Origin of the sequence: Sphingobium aquiterrae (genome assembly GCF_037154135.1) — a bacterium.
Classification (GTDB): Bacteria; Pseudomonadota; Alphaproteobacteria; order Sphingomonadales; family Sphingomonadaceae; genus Sphingobium; species Sphingobium aquiterrae.
Genome location: NZ_JBANFL010000009.1, coordinates 156270 through 173083, shown reverse-complemented (window position 1 = coordinate 173083; position 16814 = coordinate 156270). Strand labels below are relative to the sequence as shown.

General features: G+C 66.8%; 15 protein-coding genes and 1 tRNA gene. 8 read left to right on the top strand and 8 right to left on the bottom strand.

The annotated features are described in order from the left end of the window. Positions 1 to 3: 3 nt before the first annotated feature. Complete coding sequence (locus WFP78_RS11835; RefSeq protein ID WP_336962242.1) at positions 4 to 954, top strand: NAD(P)-dependent oxidoreductase; 951 nt, start codon at positions 4 to 6, stop codon at positions 952 to 954. A gap of 194 nt (positions 955 to 1148) precedes the next feature. On the opposite strand, the gene WFP78_RS11830 is transcribed toward WFP78_RS11835, so the two are convergent. Further along, complete coding sequence (locus WFP78_RS11830; RefSeq protein WP_336962239.1) at positions 1149 to 1859, bottom strand: HAD family hydrolase; 711 nt, start codon at positions 1857 to 1859, stop codon at positions 1149 to 1151. A 99-nt stretch (positions 1860 to 1958) separates the two neighbouring features. Between WFP78_RS11830 and WFP78_RS11825 the strand changes: the two genes are divergently transcribed. The 4 genes from WFP78_RS11825 to WFP78_RS11810 are packed head-to-tail and all read left to right on the top strand — an operon-like array spanning position 1959 to position 5617. Further along, positions 1959 to 3071, top strand: a complete 1113-nt coding sequence (locus WFP78_RS11825) for an ABC transporter permease (RefSeq protein WP_336962237.1) — start codon at positions 1959 to 1961, stop codon at positions 3069 to 3071. Positions 3072 to 3085: 14 nt separating this feature from the next. Then, the gene (locus WFP78_RS11820; RefSeq protein WP_336962235.1) at positions 3086 to 3961 is read left to right on the top strand and encodes an ABC transporter ATP-binding protein; all 876 of its coding nucleotides are present in this window, start codon (positions 3086 to 3088) and stop codon (positions 3959 to 3961) included. 7 nt (positions 3962 to 3968) lie between these two features. Then, the gene (locus WFP78_RS11815; protein WP_336962232.1) at positions 3969 to 4931 is read left to right on the top strand and encodes an MlaD family protein; all 963 of its coding nucleotides are present in this window, start codon (positions 3969 to 3971) and stop codon (positions 4929 to 4931) included. An 11-nt stretch (positions 4932 to 4942) separates the two neighbouring features. Next, the gene (locus WFP78_RS11810; RefSeq protein WP_336962230.1) at positions 4943 to 5617 is read left to right on the top strand and encodes an ABC-type transport auxiliary lipoprotein family protein; all 675 of its coding nucleotides are present in this window, start codon (positions 4943 to 4945) and stop codon (positions 5615 to 5617) included. A 92-nt stretch (positions 5618 to 5709) separates the two neighbouring features. On the opposite strand, the gene pepN is transcribed toward WFP78_RS11810, so the two are convergent. Then, positions 5710 to 8310: an aminopeptidase N gene (gene pepN, locus WFP78_RS11805; RefSeq protein ID WP_336962370.1), complete on the bottom strand. Its 2601-nt coding sequence runs from the start codon at positions 8308 to 8310 to the stop codon at positions 5710 to 5712. 114 nt (positions 8311 to 8424) lie between these two features. Here pepN and WFP78_RS11800 point away from each other — a divergent pair, with 114 nt between their 5' ends. After that, a complete protein-coding gene (locus tag WFP78_RS11800) occupies positions 8425 to 9219 on the top strand; it encodes a Rossmann-fold NAD(P)-binding domain-containing protein (protein ID WP_336962367.1) in 795 nt (264 codons plus the stop codon). Here WFP78_RS11800 and WFP78_RS11795 read toward each other — a convergent pair. The 3 genes from WFP78_RS11795 to WFP78_RS11785 all read right to left on the bottom strand — a co-directional run bounded on the left by WFP78_RS11795 (position 9214) and on the right by WFP78_RS11785 (position 12664). After that, positions 9214 to 10149: a DMT family transporter gene (locus WFP78_RS11795; protein WP_336962228.1), complete on the bottom strand. Its 936-nt coding sequence runs from the start codon at positions 10147 to 10149 to the stop codon at positions 9214 to 9216. The two genes, WFP78_RS11800 and WFP78_RS11795, sit on opposite strands and share 6 nt — an antisense overlap. Further along, complete coding sequence (locus tag WFP78_RS11790) at positions 10146 to 11159, bottom strand: threonine aldolase family protein (RefSeq protein ID WP_336962363.1); 1014 nt, start codon at positions 11157 to 11159, stop codon at positions 10146 to 10148. Before WFP78_RS11790 ends, WFP78_RS11795 begins: the two co-directional genes overlap by 4 nt. A 92-nt stretch (positions 11160 to 11251) precedes the next feature. Continuing rightward, on the bottom strand, positions 11252 to 12664 hold the full coding sequence (locus WFP78_RS11785; RefSeq protein WP_336962226.1) for a helix-turn-helix domain-containing protein: 1413 nt from the start codon (positions 12662 to 12664) through the stop codon (positions 11252 to 11254). A gap of 150 nt (positions 12665 to 12814) precedes the next feature. Here WFP78_RS11785 and WFP78_RS11780 point away from each other — a divergent pair, with 150 nt between their 5' ends. Beyond that, entirely contained in the window at positions 12815 to 13000 is a 186-nt protein-coding gene (locus tag WFP78_RS11780; RefSeq protein WP_336962386.1) for a hypothetical protein, read from the top strand. Positions 13001 to 13555: 555 nt separating this feature from the next. After that, positions 13556 to 14569 carry a LacI family DNA-binding transcriptional regulator gene (locus WFP78_RS11775; protein ID WP_336962223.1) on the top strand — a complete coding sequence of 338 codons (1014 nt, stop codon included), beginning with the start codon at positions 13556 to 13558 and terminating at the stop codon, positions 14567 to 14569. 71 nt (positions 14570 to 14640) lie between these two features. On the opposite strand, the gene WFP78_RS11770 is transcribed toward WFP78_RS11775, so the two are convergent. The 3 genes from WFP78_RS11770 to WFP78_RS11760 form a co-directional block, all read right to left on the bottom strand. Next, the gene (locus WFP78_RS11770) at positions 14641 to 15426 is read right to left on the bottom strand and encodes an SDR family NAD(P)-dependent oxidoreductase (RefSeq protein WP_336962220.1); all 786 of its coding nucleotides are present in this window, start codon (positions 15424 to 15426) and stop codon (positions 14641 to 14643) included. 291 nt (positions 15427 to 15717) lie between these two features. Next, positions 15718 to 16170 (bottom strand): response regulator, encoded by a 453-nt coding sequence (locus tag WFP78_RS11765; RefSeq protein ID WP_336962217.1) that lies wholly within the window; start codon positions 16168 to 16170, stop codon positions 15718 to 15720. A 466-nt stretch (positions 16171 to 16636) separates the two neighbouring features. Continuing rightward, a tRNA-Thr gene (locus WFP78_RS11760) sits at positions 16637 to 16711 on the bottom strand. Positions 16712 to 16814: the final 103 nt, after the last annotated feature.

Genomic DNA, 16814 nt, shown 5'->3' with positions numbered 1-16814 from the left:
GCGATGGCGGGCAGGGAAGACGGCGCCGTGCGCCCGCCGGTTCTGGTGGGCCAGCCGCTGCTTGCGCCGCTGATCCCGCTGCTGGCGGCGCAGGGCTATGACGCCCTGCCGCTGTGGGAGGAGCGGGGTAAGCAGCGGCTGGCGCAGGCCGGGGCGCTCGTCTGGGCGGGCGAGGCCCGGCTGGAGCCGGCACTGGTCGAGGCGATGCCGCGCCTCGCCCTCATCGCCTGCTTCACCGTGGGTTATGACGGCGTGGACGTGCCCGCCATGCGCGCACGCGGCATCGCCGTCACCCATGGGCGGGAAGCCAATGCCGACGATGTGGCGGATCAGGCGATCGGCCTCATCATCGCGCATCGCCGGGGGATCGTCAGCGGCGACCGCATGGTGCGCGAGGGCAGCTGGGGCGTGGGTAACAAGCGGCTGACCCGGTCGCTCGGCGGCGCGGCGATCGGCATCGTCGGCCTTGGCGGGATCGGCATGGCCATCGCCCGGCGCGCGCAGGCGATGACCATGGCGGTCGGCTGGTGGGGGCCAAGGGACAAGGCCGACGCCCCCTTCCCCCGTGCGCCCAGTCTGGAGGCGCTAGCGCGCGACAGCGAAATCCTGGTCGTCGCGGCGCGGGCGCAGGATGCCAATCGCCGCCTCATCTCCCACGCGATCATCGACGCGCTGGGCCCGGAGGGCCTGCTGGTCAATGTCGCGCGCGGGCAGCTGGTGGATGAGGACGCACTGATCGCGGCGCTGAAGGAAGGCCGCCTGGGCGGCGCGGCGCTGGATGTCTTCGCGCAGGAACCGACGCCGCCCGCCCGCTGGGCCGATGTGCCCGGCACCGTCCTTGCTCCCCATGGCGGCGGCGCGACGGACAAGGCAGTGGGGCGCATGACGCAGATGCTGCTCGCCAACCTCGCCGCGCATTTCGCCGGCGAGGCGCTCCCCAGCCCGGTGCCGTGAAATATCTGTGGATTACATATCCCCGTTCGCCCCCCGGATCGGGTCCAGGGCAGGCTCTGAGCTTGTCGAAGGGCCGTGCTTCTCTTCCGAAGTAAGGACAAGGCTTCGACAAGCTCAGCCCAAACGGATCAGATTAAACGCATAATATCATGGGTTTGTTCTATTGCGATTGCCCGGTCTGCGGGGTTCCCGCCCTAACCCCAGTCGACCCGCGTCCACCCCAGCGCGCTCGCCATCCGGGCAAGGGGCGGGTGGGGATTGGCGGCATAGGGTTCGTCGGCGAATTCCAGCATCGGCGCGTCCGACACATGGTCGGAATAGGCACGGATATGGGCGTCGGCCCGCGCGATCCCCTGCCCGCGCATCCACGCCTGGATCATCCGCAACTTGCCGGTGTCGTAGCAATTCTCGCCCGCGATCTTCGCGCGCACATAGGGCAGGCCCTGCGTCAGATGATCGGTCGCGATCACCGCGTCGAAGCCGAGCCGCCGCGCAATCGCCTCCACATACAGCCGGTAGGATGCGGTCGCGAGGACGAGCGTATAGCCCTCCGCCCGGTCGGCCGCGATCCGCTCCAGCGCGCCGGCCCTGACATTGCCCCGCATCACCGTGTCGGCATAGCTTTCCAGATGCGGGGTCAGGCGGGCCATGCTGACCTTGTGTCCCATCATCAGCGACTGGTTGACTTCCTTCAGCGTCTTTCGGCTGATCAGCTTGATGACATAGGCGAGCATCGCCAGCAGCACGAACGGCGCGAGGATGAGCCGCCAGGGCGCCATCGCCCGCGCGACATGCAGCAGGAAGGGCGTATAGGTGCCCCGCACGGTGATCGTGCGGTCCATGTCGTAGATGGCGAGGCGGATGGGCGCATGTGCGCCGGGGGCCTGTTCCTGCTTGCCTGTCATGCCGGATTCGAAACTTTTCCGCTCACTTGCCGTTCTGTCTCGCGGATGGGCCGTTTCGGCTTGCCGTGCAACCGATAATGGACCACTTATTCCCCCCTCATGAACCGGCAAGCCGATATCACCGAAACGCCGAGCGACGACGGCGGCACGATCGTGCGCCTTTCGGGGAATCTGTCACTCATCTGCCTGGGAGACATGCCCGCGCGGCTTGACGCCGTGGCGGGCGCGGTGCGCAGCGTCGATCTTTCGGCCGTGGCGCATATCGACACGGTCGGCGCCTGGCTGGTGCATCGATTCGCCGATCGCCATGGCGCGACCATCATCGGCGCGAGCGCGGATGCGGAACGGCTGATCGGGGTGGTCGGCAAGGCCAGCGGCCCCGTGGCCATCCGGCCGGAAATGACCAGCCCGATGCGGCGCGTGCTGGGCGAGATCGGCGCGGCGACGGCGATTGCGGGCGAAACCCTGCTCGGCCTGCTCGGCTTTTTCGGCGGCGTGCTGGTGGCGGCATGGATGCTGATCCGCCACCCCGGCCGCTTCCGCATCAACGCCGTGATCCAGCGGTTCGAGGTCGTGGGCGTCTCCGCGCTCGGCATCATCGGCCTCATGAGCTTCCTGATCGGCATCGTCATCGCCCAGCAGGGGTCGGTGCAGCTGCGCCAGTTCGGCATGGAAATGCTGACCATCAACCTTGTCGGCCGGCTGACATTTCGCGAACTGGGCGTGCTGATGACCGCGATCATGGTCGCGGGCCGTTCCGGTTCCGCCTTCGCCGCGCAGCTCGGCACGATGAAGCTGACCGAGGAAATCGACGCCATGCGCACCATCGGCGTGTCGCCCATGGAGGCGCTGGTGCTGCCGCGCGTGCTTGCCAGCGTCGTCATGATGCCGCTGCTGGGCTTCTATTCCTCGGTCATCGCCGTCATCGGCGGCGGCTTCCTGTGCGCGGTCGCGCTGGACATCCCGCCCGTCACCTTCGTGCAGCGATTGCGTGAGGTGGTGCCGATCACCGACCTGTGGGTGGGCCTGCTCAAGGCGCCGGTCTTCGGCCTCATCATCGGCATTTCCGGCTGCTACCAGGGCATGCAGGTGAAGGCGAATGCCGAGGAAGTGGGCCTGCGCACGACATCGGCCGTGGTGCAGGCGATCTTCCTGGTGATCGTGATCGACGCCTTTTTCGCGGTCTTCTTCACCTGGGTAGGCTGGAATTGATCGGGCCGGAACATATGGCTGCCGAGGAACGGCGCCTGAACGAAGCGGTCGCGCATGCCGACATCGCCATTTCCGTGCGCGGCCTGCGCAACAGCTTCGGCGATCAGGTGGTCCACGAACATCTCGACCTGGACGTGCGCAAGGGCGAGATATTGGGCGTGGTCGGCGGATCGGGCACGGGCAAGTCGGTGCTGATGCGGTCCATCATCGGCCTGCAGACGCCCGACCATGGCGAGATCACCGTCTTTGGCGAATCGATGATCGGCCGCCTGGATGACGAGGCACTGGCCATCCGCAAGCGGTGGGGCGTGCTGTTCCAGGGCGGCGCGCTGTTTTCGACATTGACCGTCGCGGAAAATGTCGAGGTGCCCCTGCGCGAATATTATCCCAATATCGACGCCCAGCTGCGCGACGAGATTGCCGCCTACAAGATCCAGATGACGGGCCTTCCCGCCGATGCCGGGCCGAAATTCCCTTCCGAACTGTCGGGCGGCATGCGCAAGCGCGCCGGCCTTGCCCGCGCGCTTGCCATCGATCCCGACCTGCTCTTCCTCGACGAGCCGACCGCGGGGCTCGACCCCATCGGCGCGGCGGCGTTCGACGAGCAGACGCAGGAATTGCAGAAGACTCTGGGGCTGACCGTCTTCCTCATCACCCATGATCTCGATACGCTCTATTCGATCTGCGACAGGGTGGCGGTGCTGGCGGACAGGCGCGTGATCGCGGTGGGCACCATCGACGAGCTGCTGGCGCTCGATCATCCGTGGATTCAGGAATATTTCAACGGCCCACGCGGGCGGGCGGCAACGGCGGCGCAAAAGAAGGTTGCAGCCGCCCGCAGCCCCGGCAAGGGCGATCAGGTGGACGGCAACGCGCCGGAAAGGCAGTAGGAACGCAATGGAGACACGATCCAACCATGTGCTGGTCGGCAGCGTCGTGCTGATCCTGCTCGCGGCGGTGATGCTGGCGGCCTTCTGGTTCTCGCGCATTTCCGATGGGCAGGACAAGCTGTTCGACATCTATTTCAAGCAGTCGGTGAACGGCCTCGCCAAGGGGTCCGGCGTCAACTTTTCCGGCGTGCCGATGGGCCAGGTGAAGGAGATCGCGCTGTGGAAGCAAGACCCCAGCTTCGTGAAGGTCCGCATCGCGGTGAAGGATGGGACGCCGGTGCTGCAGGGCACCACCGCCACCATCGCCGGCGTCGGCTTTACCGGCGTTTCGGAAATCGTGCTGGATGGCGCGGTGAAGGGCGCGCCGCCCATCACCTGCCCGGAAAACAATATGCTCGCCTCCTGTCCTGACGGCGTGCCCGTGATCCCGACCAAGCCGGGCGCGCTGGGCGAACTGCTCAACAATGCGCCGCAGCTGCTGGAACGGCTGTCGACCCTGACCGAGCGGCTGACCGAACTGCTCAACGACAAGAACCAGCGCTCCTTTGCCAGCATCCTCTCCAATATCGAACGGGTGTCGGGCGCGCTGGCCGATCGCGGGCCGGAAATCGCCGCCACCCTCGCCGAAACGCGCATGGCCGTGCAGAAGGCCGGCATCGCGGCGGAAGAGATCGGCAAGCTCGCCGGCACCACCAACAGCCTGCTGGATGGCGAGGGACGACCGCTGATGTCGGACCTGCGCAAGTCGATCCAGTCGGCCAACCAGAGCATCGACACGCTGAACGCGACGATCGCCGATGCGCGCCCCGGCGTGCAGGCTTTCTCCAACCAGACCATGCCGGAAGTCGGCCAGCTGCTCCGCGACCTGCGTGAAATGTCCCGGTCCTTCCGCTCGGTCGCGGAAAAGCTGGACCAGCAGGGCGCGGGATCGCTGATCGGATCGCCCAAGCTGCCGGACTACAAGCCATGAAGGACGCCCGTATGACGACCCCCGCCCGCGCCCGCCCAGCCTCCATCCGCCCGGCCAGCGCCCGCCCAATCCGCGCTCGCCGCACGTCGCTGCTGTCCCGCTGCGCCCTGCCGCTGTTGCCTGTGCTGCTGCTGGGCCTTTCCGGCTGCGTCTCCTTCGGATCGAAGCCGCCCAAGAGCCTGTTGTCGCTGAGCGCGGACAGCAAGGTGGCCGCCGGCACCACCCGCACCGCCGCCAAGGGCAAGAGCATCACCGTGTCGGACCCCGAAACACCCAGGACGCTGGATACCGTGCGCATCCCCGTTCAGGTGACGCCGACTTCGGTCGCCTATCTCACCGGCACGCAATGGGTGGACACGCCCCGCCACCTGTTCCGCAAGCTGCTGGCGGAAACGATTGCGGCGAGCGGCGACATGATCGTGCTCGACCCCGGCCAATATTCCGCCGATCCGGGCCGCCGCCTGCTGGGCGAACTGGTCGATTTCGGCGTGGACGCAGGATCGCGCACCGCCACCGTCACCTATGACGCGACCCTCGCCTCGCCCGACGGCAGCGCCATCACCCGCAAGCGCTTCTCCGCCAGCGTGCCGGTCGGCGAGGTCGATGCGGCAACCGTGGGCGAACCGCTGAACCGGGCGGCAAACAAGGTCGCGGCGGACGTGGCGGCATGGGTGGCGCAGAATTAGGGGCGCTCACCCCTGGGGCACGGATCGATATTTGCGGAGGGGCTGCGACACGCTCAGGCCGAACGGCGGAGGGGTAACTCTCCCCTTCCCCTTCAAGCCAGGCTCTTCGTCACCTGCTCGGTCACATCCTTCGACAGGCCCGGATGGGCGAGGATGCGCTGTAGTTCCGCCCGCATCATCCCGCCGCGCTGTTCGCCGAAGCGGCGCCAGCGGCCAAGCGGCGGCACCAGGCGGGCGGCAGTCTGCGGATTCAGGGGATCGAGTGCGATGATGAGATCGGCGATCAGCCGGTATCCCTTGCCGTCGGCGCGATTGAACGCCCACTGGTTCGCCGCGAAGGCGCCATAGAGCGCCCGCACGCGATTGGGGTTGGAGAGGGTGAAGTCGCGATGCCTGCCCAGCGCCTCCACCAGCTCCACCGTATCGTCGGTGAAGGCCAGCGCCTGGGTCTGGAACCATTTGTCCAGCACCAGCGCATCGCCGGCATAGCGATTGTAGAAGATGTCGAGCGCCGCCACCTTTTCGTCGCTGTTGCCATTGGCGAGCGTCGCCAGCGCGGCCTGTCGCTCCGTCATATTGTCGGCGCGGTCGAACTGGGCAAAGGCGATGGCGTCACCATCCGGCACGCCCGATGCGGCGAGATAGACGAGCGCCGCATTGCGCAGCTTGCGCGCGCCCCGCGCGGCGGGGGACAGCGAAAAGCCATTGGCGACGGTGCGGGCATGGATATCGCGCCACAGCGATTCCAGCTGCCGGCCGATCTCCCGCTGCAGCCTGTCGCGCGCGGCGTGGATCGCGTCCGGGTCCACCAGCAGCATCTGGTCGCCGATATAGGCCTCGCTCGGCAGGCGAATCGCCTCCGCGACAAAGGCCGGGTCGAGCGCGGGATCGCTGGCCGTATGGCGGATGGCCTCGATCACCGCCGCATCGTCCACTGCATGGCCCGCGATCGTGCCGACCAGCGTGTCGACCATGAGCTGCTGGATCGCCTCATAACGGGCAAAGGGGTCGTCATCATGGGCGGAAAGGAAGGCGAGGTCCGCCGCGCTCCTGTCCGTTTCCACGACGACAGGCGCGGAAAAGCCGCGGTTGATCGACAGCACCGGCGCGGACCCGACGCCGGGGAAGGCAAAGCTCTGCTCCCCCTCCGTCAGCATCAGCAACTGCTCGCCGCCATGGGTGCCGGTGGCGCGGTCGAACAAAGCGGTGCGCAGCGGGATCGCCATGGGCAGCTTGTGGGCCTGCCCCGGCGTCGCCGGCACGCTCTGGCGCAGGGTCAGCACCGCCTCGCCCTTCGCCGCGTCATGGGCGAGCGTGGCGGAGACGCGCGGCGTGCCGGCCTGTTCATACCAGCGGCGGAACTGCGTGAGGTCGATCTTCCCCCCATCCTCCATCGCCGTGACGAAATCCTCGCAGGTCGCGGCCTGCCCGTCATGCCGCGCGAAATACAGGTCGGTGCCGGCGCGGAAGCGTTCCGTCCCCAGCATCAGCGCCATCATGCGGATCAGCTCGGCGCCCTTGTTGTAGATGGTCGCCGTGTAGAAATTGCTGATCTCCATATAGGATTCCGGGCGCACCGGATGGGCGAGCGGCCCCGAATCCTCCTGGAACTGCGCGGCCCGGAGCGTGCGCACATCCTCGATCCGCTTGACGGCATGGCTGCTCATGTCCGCCGAGAAGCTCTGGTCGCGGAAGACGGTGAAGCCTTCCTTCAGCGAGAGCTGGAACCAGTCGCGGCAAGTGACGCGGTTGCCCGACCAGTTGTGGAAATATTCATGCGCCACCACGCCCTCGACCGCATCATAGTCGAAGTCGGTCGCGGTATCCGGGTCGGCCAGGATGTAGCGCGAGTTGAAGATGTTGAGCCCCTTGTTCTCCATCGCGCCGAAATTGAAGTCGGACACGGCGACGATGTTGAACACGTCCAGGTCATATTCGCGGCCATAGACGCGCTCGTCCCAGGCCATGGAATCCTTGAGCGCCTGCATGGCGTGGCCGGTGCGCGGCAGGTCCGCCTCCTTCACCCAGATGCCGAGCGCCACCTTGCGGCCCGACATGGTGGTGAAGCTGTCCGCATTGCAGGCCAGGTCGCCGGCCACCAGCGCGAAGAGATAGCAGGGCTTGAGGAACGGATCGGTCCAGCGCGCCCAGTGGCGGCCATCGGGCAGGTCCCCCTGGTCCACCGGATCGCCATTGGCGAGCAGCACCGGATAGCGCGCCTTGTCCGCTTCCATCCTGACGTCATAGCGGCTGAGCACATCGGGCCGGTCCGGGAAGAAGGTGATGCGGCGGAAGCCTTCGGCCTCGCACTGGGTGCAGAGCAGCCCGCCCGAGGCATAGAGGCCCATGAGCTGGGTATTGCTCTCCGGCGCGATCTCCACCAGCGTCTCGATCACATGGGCGTCGCCCGTCAGCGGGATGACCAGCGCGCCCGCGTCCAGCGACCAGCCGGTCTCGTCCAGCACGACGCCATCCACCGTCACCGCCAGCGGCATCAGCCCGTCGCCGTCCAGCCGCAGCGGCCGGCCATGATCGCCATTGCGCATGACGGAGAGGCGGGCACGCACCTGTGTCACCGCGGGATCGAGCCGAACGTCCAGCGCGATATCGGGCACGAGCCAGTCGGGCACCCGATAATCGAGGCGGCGGATGACGGTGGGCGCAGCGGCGCCAGTGGATTGCATGTCGGCCATCATGGCAACCTAGGGGGCGGGACGCGGCGGCACAATCCGGCCGGCATGGAAAAGCGCATGAAAATGGCCGCAATCGGCTTTCCTTGTCCGCGCGCGCACGGCAAGAGGGGCGATATGCCGCATATGCTGATCCTTGGCCTTGGGTTCACCGCCGGTCGCCTTGCCGAACGGCTGCGCGCGGAAGGCTGGGCCATTGTCGGCGTGCGGCGGGAGGCCGGGGCCGGCATTCTTGCCTTTTCCGACGAAGCGGCGGTGCGCGCCGCGATCGCGACGTCCACGCATATCCTCTCCTCCGTACCGCCCGAGGGCGCGGACGATCCGGTGCTGGCACGGTTCGGCGACGCCATCGCTACGGCCCCCGCGCGCTGGGTCGGCTATCTTTCCTCCACTGGCGTCTATGGCGACACGGGCGGCGCCTGGGTGGATGAAAGCGCGCCCATGGGCGGCGGCCGGCGCAGCGCGCGTGCGGAGGCCGACCGGCAATGGGGCGCGCTGCGCGACGACATCTTCCGCTTCCGCCTGCCGGGCATCTACGGGCCGGGGCGCTCGCCGATCGATCGGGTGCGGGCCGGCACCGCGCATCGCATCGATGTGCCGGGGCAGCTGTTCAGCCGGGTGCATGTGGACGACATCGTCGGCGGCGTCATGGCGTCATTCGGCGGGCCGCCGGGCGCCTATAATCTGGCGGACGACCTGCCCTGCCCGCAGAACCGCGTGATCAAGGCCGCCTGCGCGATGACCGGCGCGCCGCTGCCGCCACTGCTCTCGCCGGACGAGGCCGGACTATCGCCGGCGGCGCGTGCCTTCTATGCGGAGAACCGCAGGGTTGCCAACGGGCGGGCGAAACGCCTGCTCGGCTGGACGCCCCGCTACCCGACCTATGCGGAAGGGTTGCGCGCCTGCCTATGAGGCGCGGGCGCGGATCGCGACCAGCACGCCCACAATGGCGAGCGCGGCGCCCGCGACCGCCAGCAGCGACCAGCGATAGCCCTCGAACAGGGTGGAGAGCAGCATCGCGATCACCGGCACCAGCACGCCGCTGAAGGCCGCGCGACTGGGGCCGACCCGTTGGATCAGGCGGAAATAAAGCGGGAAGGTCACGACCGATCCGGCAATCGCCAGATACAGGATGCCACCGACATAGGCCGGGCGCGGATCGAACACCGGTGGGCCGGATTGCCACCAGGCAAAGGCCGCATCCACCACCGCGCCGATCAGCATCGCCCAGGCCAGCACGCTCAGCATCGGCAGCCGCCGGGCGATCTGCGCGCCCTGCATCACATTGGCGATCGAAGCGCTCATCAGGCCGCAAAGCGCAAAGGCCATGCCGCCCAGCACCTGCGCCGGCCCAGCCGTCGCCGCGCGATATTCATGCATGAAGAGCAGCGCCACGCCGATGATGGCGATCCCGCCGCCCAGCAGCACCGCGCGCCCCACGGGCTGGCGAAAGACGGCCCAGCCAAGCAGGCTGTTGGGTAGGATGAGCAGCGCATACAGCACCGCCACCACGCCGGATGTCAGCCACGCCTCCGCGCGATAGACGAAGTTGAAGTTGAGCGTGAACTGCGCGACGCCAAGCGCCGCCGCGAACAGCATGCCGTTCCGCCCGATGGCCATCGGCACGCCGCGCGCCATGGCCAGCGCCGCCATCGCGATGCCGGCGACCGCAAAGCGATAGGCGACGGACCAGCTCGCCGGCACGCTGCCGATCTGATCCCGGATGACGAGCCATGTCGATCCCCAGATGAAGGTGACGACCAGGAAGGGCAGGAGAATGGCGGGATCGGCCAGGGACGCCGCCGGACGATGCACGCCGGCCGGCGCGCCATCGTCGCTCATCCGCCGGCGCCCAGCGCCAAAATGGCATCGGCAAGCGGACGCACATCCGCCGCGCCATGATGCCAGCTCGTCACCAGCCGCGCGGCGCCTTCGCCCCAGTCGTAGAAATCGAACCCCTGAGCACGCAGGGCCGCGGCCTCGGCAGCGGTCAGGCGCAGGAAGACCTCATTGGCCTCCACCGGCTGGAGCAGCCGCACGCCAGCCGCCGCCCCAACGATCGCCGCCGCCGCATTGGCCGCCCGGCCGTTGTGGCGCCACAGATCGCCCTCCAGCAGCGCCAGCAACTGTGCCGCGAGGTAACGCCCCTTGGAGAAGAGATGCCCGCCGCGCTTGCGCCGCCTTTTGCATTCCTGCGCCATGGCGGGATCGAAGAAGACCAGCGCTTCGGCCATCATGCCGCCATTCTTGACGAAGCCGAAGGACAGGATGTCGACCCCGGCGCGCCAGGTCACGTCGGCAGGCGCGCAGCCCAGATGCGCGACGGCATTGGCGAAGCGCGCGCCATCCATGTGGAAACCCAGCCCGCGCGCCCGGCAGATGTCGCCCAGCGCCGCGACCGCATCGGGGGTATAGACGCGGCCATATTCAGTGGCGTTGGTGATGGTGAGCGCGCGCGGCGGCACCTGATGCACATCGTCGCGGATCGTACCGAGCTTTTCCAGCACGGCATCGGGCGCGATCAGCCCGCCATCGCCCGGCAGGGTGAGCAGCTTTGCGCCATGGGTATAGAATTCGGGCGCGCCGCCTTCATCCACCTGCACATGCGCTTCCTCATGGCACAGGATGCCACCAAAGGGCGGGCAGAGGCTGGCCAGCGCAAGGCTGTTGGCCGCCGTGCCGGTGGCGATCCACAGCGCGGCGACGGGGCGTTCGAACAGGTCGGAAAAGGCGCCATCGAGCCGCGCCGAAAGCGCGTCTCCATCATAAGCGGTGTCGACGATATCGGCGGCGGCGATCGCCGCCATCACCTGAGGGCTGACCGGGGCGGCATTGTCTGAGAAAAAACGCATGGTGCCGACATGATCGGCAGACCGACGCAGGTCAACGGTCATTTGTCAGCCCCGGCCCCATGACGTCATCCAGCAGGGCCAGCCGCGCGCGATCAGACCCGGCGAAAGGCGTAGGGCGTGGTGGCGCGCAGATAATGGGTCGCCTCGATCGTGCGGGTGATGGGTGGCAGTCCCCGATCGGGGCAGCCCTCCCGCTCGCACAGGTGGCAGGCCGGGCCGGTCGTGGTCGGCGCGACGCCCTCCGCGATCAGCGCATCGGCAAAGCCCAGGCGCGGGGCATATTTGATGTCGCAGCCAAGGCCGATGGCCGCGCGGCCCAGCCGCCCGCCGCCGCCCGCGCGCAGGCTTTTCGCGATGGTCACGAAACGCTTGCCGTCCGGCGCCTCGATCAGCTGCGTCATCGGCCGCCCGTCACCATGCAGGCTTTCATAAAGGTTCCAGCGCGGGCAGGCGCCGCCGAAGCGCGCGAAGGGAAAGCTCTCGCCATGGAACCGCTTGGAGACGGTGCCTGCCCCGTCGATCTTCAGCATGAAGAAGGGGATGCCGCGCTCGCCGCTGCGGCCCAGTGTCGTCAGCCGGTGCGCCAGCTGCTCGAACGAAACGCCGAAGCGCGCCTGCAGATGGTCGAGATCGTAACGGCTTTCCTCGGCCAGGGTGCGGAAGCGGTCATAGGGCATGATGAGGGCGGCGGCGGCATAGTTCATCAGCGCCACCGACAGCAGCCGGCGCGCATCCTCATCGGGCGCATCGGCGCGGCCCAGCAGCGCCTGCATCGGCTCGGCCAGCTCGACCATGCACAGCTGATAGGCGAGCGCGAACAGGCGGGCGGCGCCGTCCAGCCGGTCCGACAGCATCAGGCGGCGGCGATGGAGGTCGTAAAGGCGCATCGTGCCGACCAGCACCGATTGCGGCGTCACCTTCACGGTCACGCCGTGGCGCGCGCGCAGCCGCTCGCGCAGGTCCGCCTCCAGCTGGCCGGGGTCTTCGCCCAGTTCCGCAGCGATCTCCTCGGCCGCGCCATCCAGGTCGGCGAAATGATTATTGCGCTGGCCGACAAACTCGCGCAGCCAGTCCAGCGCCGATCCGGCGACCTGGCCCTTGCTGTCCATCCGTTCCAGCATGTCGGGCACGCGGCGCAGGTCCACCAGCGCCCGGTAGAATCGCGTCACCGCCTCCACCACGGAGGGGTAGTTTTCGGCAACGTCCAATATCTCGTGCCGGGGAATGCCGATGTCGCGCACCAGATCGTCCGACAGGATCTCCCCCAGCCCCGCCGCGATATCGCCCGCGCCGGCCACGAAATCGCGGATGTCGATGTCATAGGTATTGGCAAGGCGCAGCAGCATCTGCGCGGTCAGCGGCCGCTGGTTGCGTTCCAGATGGTTGAGATAGCTGGGGCTGACCCCCAGTTCGTCCGCCATCTGGCTCTGGTTCAGGCCCAGGTCGCGGCGCAGCACCCGCAGGCGCGGACCAAGATAGAGCTTCCTGTCGGGCACATCCTTCATACTGTCATTATGTCATATCATGACAGTATGAACAATTTATAATGTGACCTGCCGTCACTAATCGCCCTTCCGCTCGCCGGCCATCCGGGCCACAGAGGGGTTATCGGGCAGCCATCGCCGCCCGCGCACAGGCAACGCAAGGATATCGGAGTGACTGACATGAACGCCGACACGACCATGACCCCCACCGAACCCCGGCGTTCGCGCGCCGTGTTCTCGCAGGAGGATTTCGGGCTGATCCGCACCGCGATCGCGCATTATCTGCGCGAGGTCGAGGACCAGCCGGAATCGATCAAATATGCCAATCTCTACCACCGCCTCGGGCGGGTCAGCTGAGATAAAGCGGGACTTTTGCCGCAGCGCCAGATGCGGATATCCGGCGCAATAATGCTTCGGGAGAGGAGCGAACCTGCCGGGCGGACACGTGCAGTTGCCCGCCCGGCAGGATGAAGCGGGCCACAAGGCCGCGCTACATTCCTGAAAATCACAAGGAGGGGAAACCCCTCCATCGCAGACACCCGGCCGGCGCATGTCGCTGGCCGGGTGTCTGCGATGTGTGCGCCGCCGGCAAGCCGGAACCGCCCTGCATGCCCGCCGCCTCATGCCCGAAGGTCAAGGACGACCGCCCCTTCCCCGCATCGCATCGCCATGGTCCGCGCATGTTTATGCAGCACGATACAGCGCTGTCAAGATAGCGTTGTCATTTGAAGTTTCAGCCGGGATTTGCCTGTGCTAGAGCATTTTCACGTCAGGTGGCATCACCGGACGATTCGGAAAATGCGGAAAACAAAAGACAAATAGCGCATGACCCGATCCAATCCGATCGGATCATGCTCTAGAGCCCATCCCGCCGCTTCGAACGGGAACGGCAGGAGACATGCGGGAAGGTGAATGAAGAAAGTCACGATCACGGACGTCGCGAAACATGCGGGCGTTTCGATGAAAAGCGTATCGCGGGTCATCAATGCCGAACCCAATGTCGGCGCGGCGCTGCGCGAACGGGTGATGACGGCGGTGCATGACCTTGGCTACCGCCCCAATCTGGCGGCACGATCGCTGGCGGCGGGGCGTTCCTTCGTGATCGGCGTGCTGTTCGACAATCCCAGCCCCAATTACACCATGAAGGTGCAGGAAGGCATTTATGCCGCCTGCAAACGCGCGGGATATCAGCTGGTGATCGAACATGTCGACACCGGCGGCAGCGATGTTGCTGGGGCGATGGACGCGATGCTCACCAATCGCCGGCTCGACGGGCTGGTGGTCACGCCGCCCATCACCGATTCCGACCAGACGCTGTGCGCCATAGAGGCGCATCATGTCGCCTATGTGCGGCTGTCCCCCGGCCGCTTCCCAGGCCGTTCCTCCGCCGTGGCGACCAATGACAGCGCCGGGGCGGAAGATGTGGTCGAGCATCTATGGGCGCTGGGGCATCGCCATTTCGGCATCGCCAACGGCCCGCCCGCCCATGCCGCCGCCAACTGGCGCCGCCAGGGCTTTCTCGCCGCCCTCGCCCGGCATGGCGTCGCGGAAGGAGAGATTGTGGAAGCGGAGGGCAATTTCACCTTCCCCTCGGGCATCGCCGCCGGCCTTGCCCTGCTTTGCAGGGACCAGCCACCCACGGCGATTTTCGCCACCAATGACGATATGGCCGCAGGCGTCTTCGCCGCCGCCGCCCAGCTTGGCATCCGCATTCCCGACCAGCTTTCCGTCGTCGGCTTCGACGACAGCTGGATCGCCGAAAGCGTCTGGCCGGCGCTGACCACCGTGCATCAACCCATCGCCGAAATGGCGCAGGTCGCGGCCGACATGCTGATCGCGGGCCGGGGCAGCGCGACCGATTCCCGGATCGCCCATCTCGATTGCCGGATGATCCTGCGGGGGTCGACAGCGCCCGCCACCCGCTGAAACCCCGGCCCCGGCAGGCAGCGGCGCGCCGGCTGCCGGGCCGGGGGCGGGGCCGGGGCTGGGCGCATCATTCAGGCGATGGTGGGAATGATGCCGCCCTCCGCCCGGATCGCGGCGCCATTGGTGACGGCGGCGAGCGGGCTGGCGAGGAAGGCGACCGTCGCGGCGATCTCCTCCGCCTCGATCAGCCGGCGGATCAGCGAGAGCGGGCGCAATTTGGTGAAGAATTCCGCCTCGCGCTCGGCTTCGGGCGCATCCTTGTTGTCGACCACCGAACGGATGAACTCGACAATGCCCTCCGAACGCGTCGGTCCGGGCATCACCGAATTCACGGTGACGCCGGTGCCGCGCGTCTGCTCGGCCAGGCCGCGCGCAATGGCCAGCTGCGCCGTCTTCGTCATGCCATAATGGATCATCTCGCCGGGGATCACGAGCGCGCTCTCGCTGGCGATGAAGATGATGCGGCCCCAGTCGTTCGCCAGCATCTGCGGGAAATAATGCCGCGCCAGCCGCGCGCCGCTCACCACATTGACCTCGAAGAAATGGTGCCAGTCCGCGTCGGTGATCTCGGCGAAGGGCTTGGCTTCGTAGATGCCCAGATTGTTGACCAGAATGTCGACGGTCGGCACCTGCGCGATCAACGTCTGCGCACCGGCGGCCGTGGCCGGGTCCGCCAGGATCGCGCGGACCGTGCCGACGGCGGCGACTTCGGCGGCGGCGGCATCCAGCTTTTCCTGGTTGCGTCCGGAAATCGCCACTTCGGCCCCCTCCGCCGCCAGCCGCTTGGCGATGGCGAGGCCGATGCCGGCGGTCGATCCGGTGACGAGCGCGGTCTTGCCGCCCAATTGCAGATCCATTGCGAAAACTCCTGTCACGATTACGGTTCACGATTGCTGTGGCCGCGATGTGAGGCATGGGCGCGTGGATGATAAGGGCGTGCGGATACACAGCATCTGTGCATCCAGATCATCAATCGACCGCGGCGGCGCGACCGGGATTTCCGATCCCGCGCGGCGATGAACGCGCCCGGTCGGCAATGATGCCGGCGATCCGCCGGCGTCCCGGCCTCGCCCTATCGCGCGCGGATGAGCGCCTGGCGATTGACGAACATATGAATGACGCGCTGTCCGGCATGCGACAGGCCCGCTTCATATCCCGGCCGCGTCGGGCGTGGGCAATGTCGTGCCATCCCCCCGATGCCCTGCACGCTTGACCCTGCCGGTGGCGGCCTCTTTCAAAAGGCACACCAGCTTTGCCTTGTTGGCTATCAGATAGGATTTGTCGAAGCAGGCAAAGGCGCCCCGGTCAAATGCTTCCTTGCAAATCGGCGCGTCCTGCGTGGTGCTGCTGGAGACCATGACGAACGCCGTGTCATGCCAGAAGTCCCGCATCTGATCCAGCAGGGCCATGCCCCCGGTGCCGGGCATCGCGATGTCGAGCGCAACAACGTCCGGCAACATGCGATGAACCAGCCGCATGGCCTCTTCGGCGCTGGCAGCGGTGCCCACGACTTGGAAGCCGGGATCTCGCTCAAGCAGTTCCTCGAACATCGCTCTTATGGTGAGCGAATCGTCTACGATCAGGACCTTGATCTTCTCCATACACACATGCTTTCGACCGAAAATATAATTGCGCCCGCATTCGGCAACCGGATGTCATGGGATGTCCTGTCTCGCGGCGGTCCATCGCGCCCTGAGGATTGCGCCATCCATCCCCGCTCAAGCCGGCGCGATCCGGGAATTGAAGATCGCGCCGGCAGGAGTGACCCTTTGATAGCCGAACCTCGCTTAAGGGAGCCTTGCAATCATTCCTGATTGGATCGAATGATCCCGTGGACCGATGGCATACAAGCCCCACGGGCGCTGGATTTCGCCCCATGCCAAAGACCGGAAGCGGGGCGATGAACATGGCGCATTCCCGCGGGAAATCGTGCCTCGCGCATGGACCATGCGGAAAAACATGCGGCGCGGGCGGCCTGCAGAATGCGCACATGCCCGGCCACCTGCCCACAGATGCGGGCGGGGTTCCGCTTTCGCGGTTATATCACATTGATTCTGAATGAAAAAATGGTGCTGCCGGTGAGGATTGAACTCACGACCTCAGCCTTACCAAGGATGCGCTCTACCACTGAGCTACGGCAGCATCACCATTTTGCGCCCGTCTGACCGGCGGGGCCGGACGGGAAGCGGGCCTATGGCCTTTTGTCCGCACGATTGTCAAGGCGGCTTGCCGGTCGGCATGCAAT

Coding starts and splice junctions, on each gene's coding strand:
- WFP78_RS11835 (WP_336962242.1), top strand. CDS start 4: ATGGCGGGCAGGGAAGACGGCGCCGTGCGCCCGCCGGTTCTGGTGGGC.
- WFP78_RS11830 (WP_336962239.1), bottom strand. CDS start 1,859: ATGACAGGCAAGCAGGAACAGGCCCCCGGCGCACATGCGCCCATCCGC.
- WFP78_RS11825 (WP_336962237.1), top strand. CDS start 1,959: ATGAACCGGCAAGCCGATATCACCGAAACGCCGAGCGACGACGGCGGC.
- WFP78_RS11820 (WP_336962235.1), top strand. CDS start 3,086: ATGGCTGCCGAGGAACGGCGCCTGAACGAAGCGGTCGCGCATGCCGAC.
- WFP78_RS11815 (WP_336962232.1), top strand. CDS start 3,969: ATGGAGACACGATCCAACCATGTGCTGGTCGGCAGCGTCGTGCTGATC.
- WFP78_RS11810 (WP_336962230.1), top strand. CDS start 4,943: ATGACGACCCCCGCCCGCGCCCGCCCAGCCTCCATCCGCCCGGCCAGC.
- pepN (WP_336962370.1), bottom strand. CDS start 8,310: ATGGCCGACATGCAATCCACTGGCGCCGCTGCGCCCACCGTCATCCGC.
- WFP78_RS11800 (WP_336962367.1), top strand. CDS start 8,425: ATGCCGCATATGCTGATCCTTGGCCTTGGGTTCACCGCCGGTCGCCTT.
- WFP78_RS11795 (WP_336962228.1), bottom strand. CDS start 10,149: ATGAGCGACGATGGCGCGCCGGCCGGCGTGCATCGTCCGGCGGCGTCC.
- WFP78_RS11790 (WP_336962363.1), bottom strand. CDS start 11,159: ATGCGTTTTTTCTCAGACAATGCCGCCCCGGTCAGCCCTCAGGTGATG.
- WFP78_RS11785 (WP_336962226.1), bottom strand. CDS start 12,664: ATGAAGGATGTGCCCGACAGGAAGCTCTATCTTGGTCCGCGCCTGCGG.
- WFP78_RS11775 (WP_336962223.1), top strand. CDS start 13,556: ATGAAGAAAGTCACGATCACGGACGTCGCGAAACATGCGGGCGTTTCG.
- WFP78_RS11770 (WP_336962220.1), bottom strand. CDS start 15,426: ATGGATCTGCAATTGGGCGGCAAGACCGCGCTCGTCACCGGATCGACC.
- WFP78_RS11765 (WP_336962217.1), bottom strand. CDS start 16,170: ATGGAGAAGATCAAGGTCCTGATCGTAGACGATTCGCTCACCATAAGA.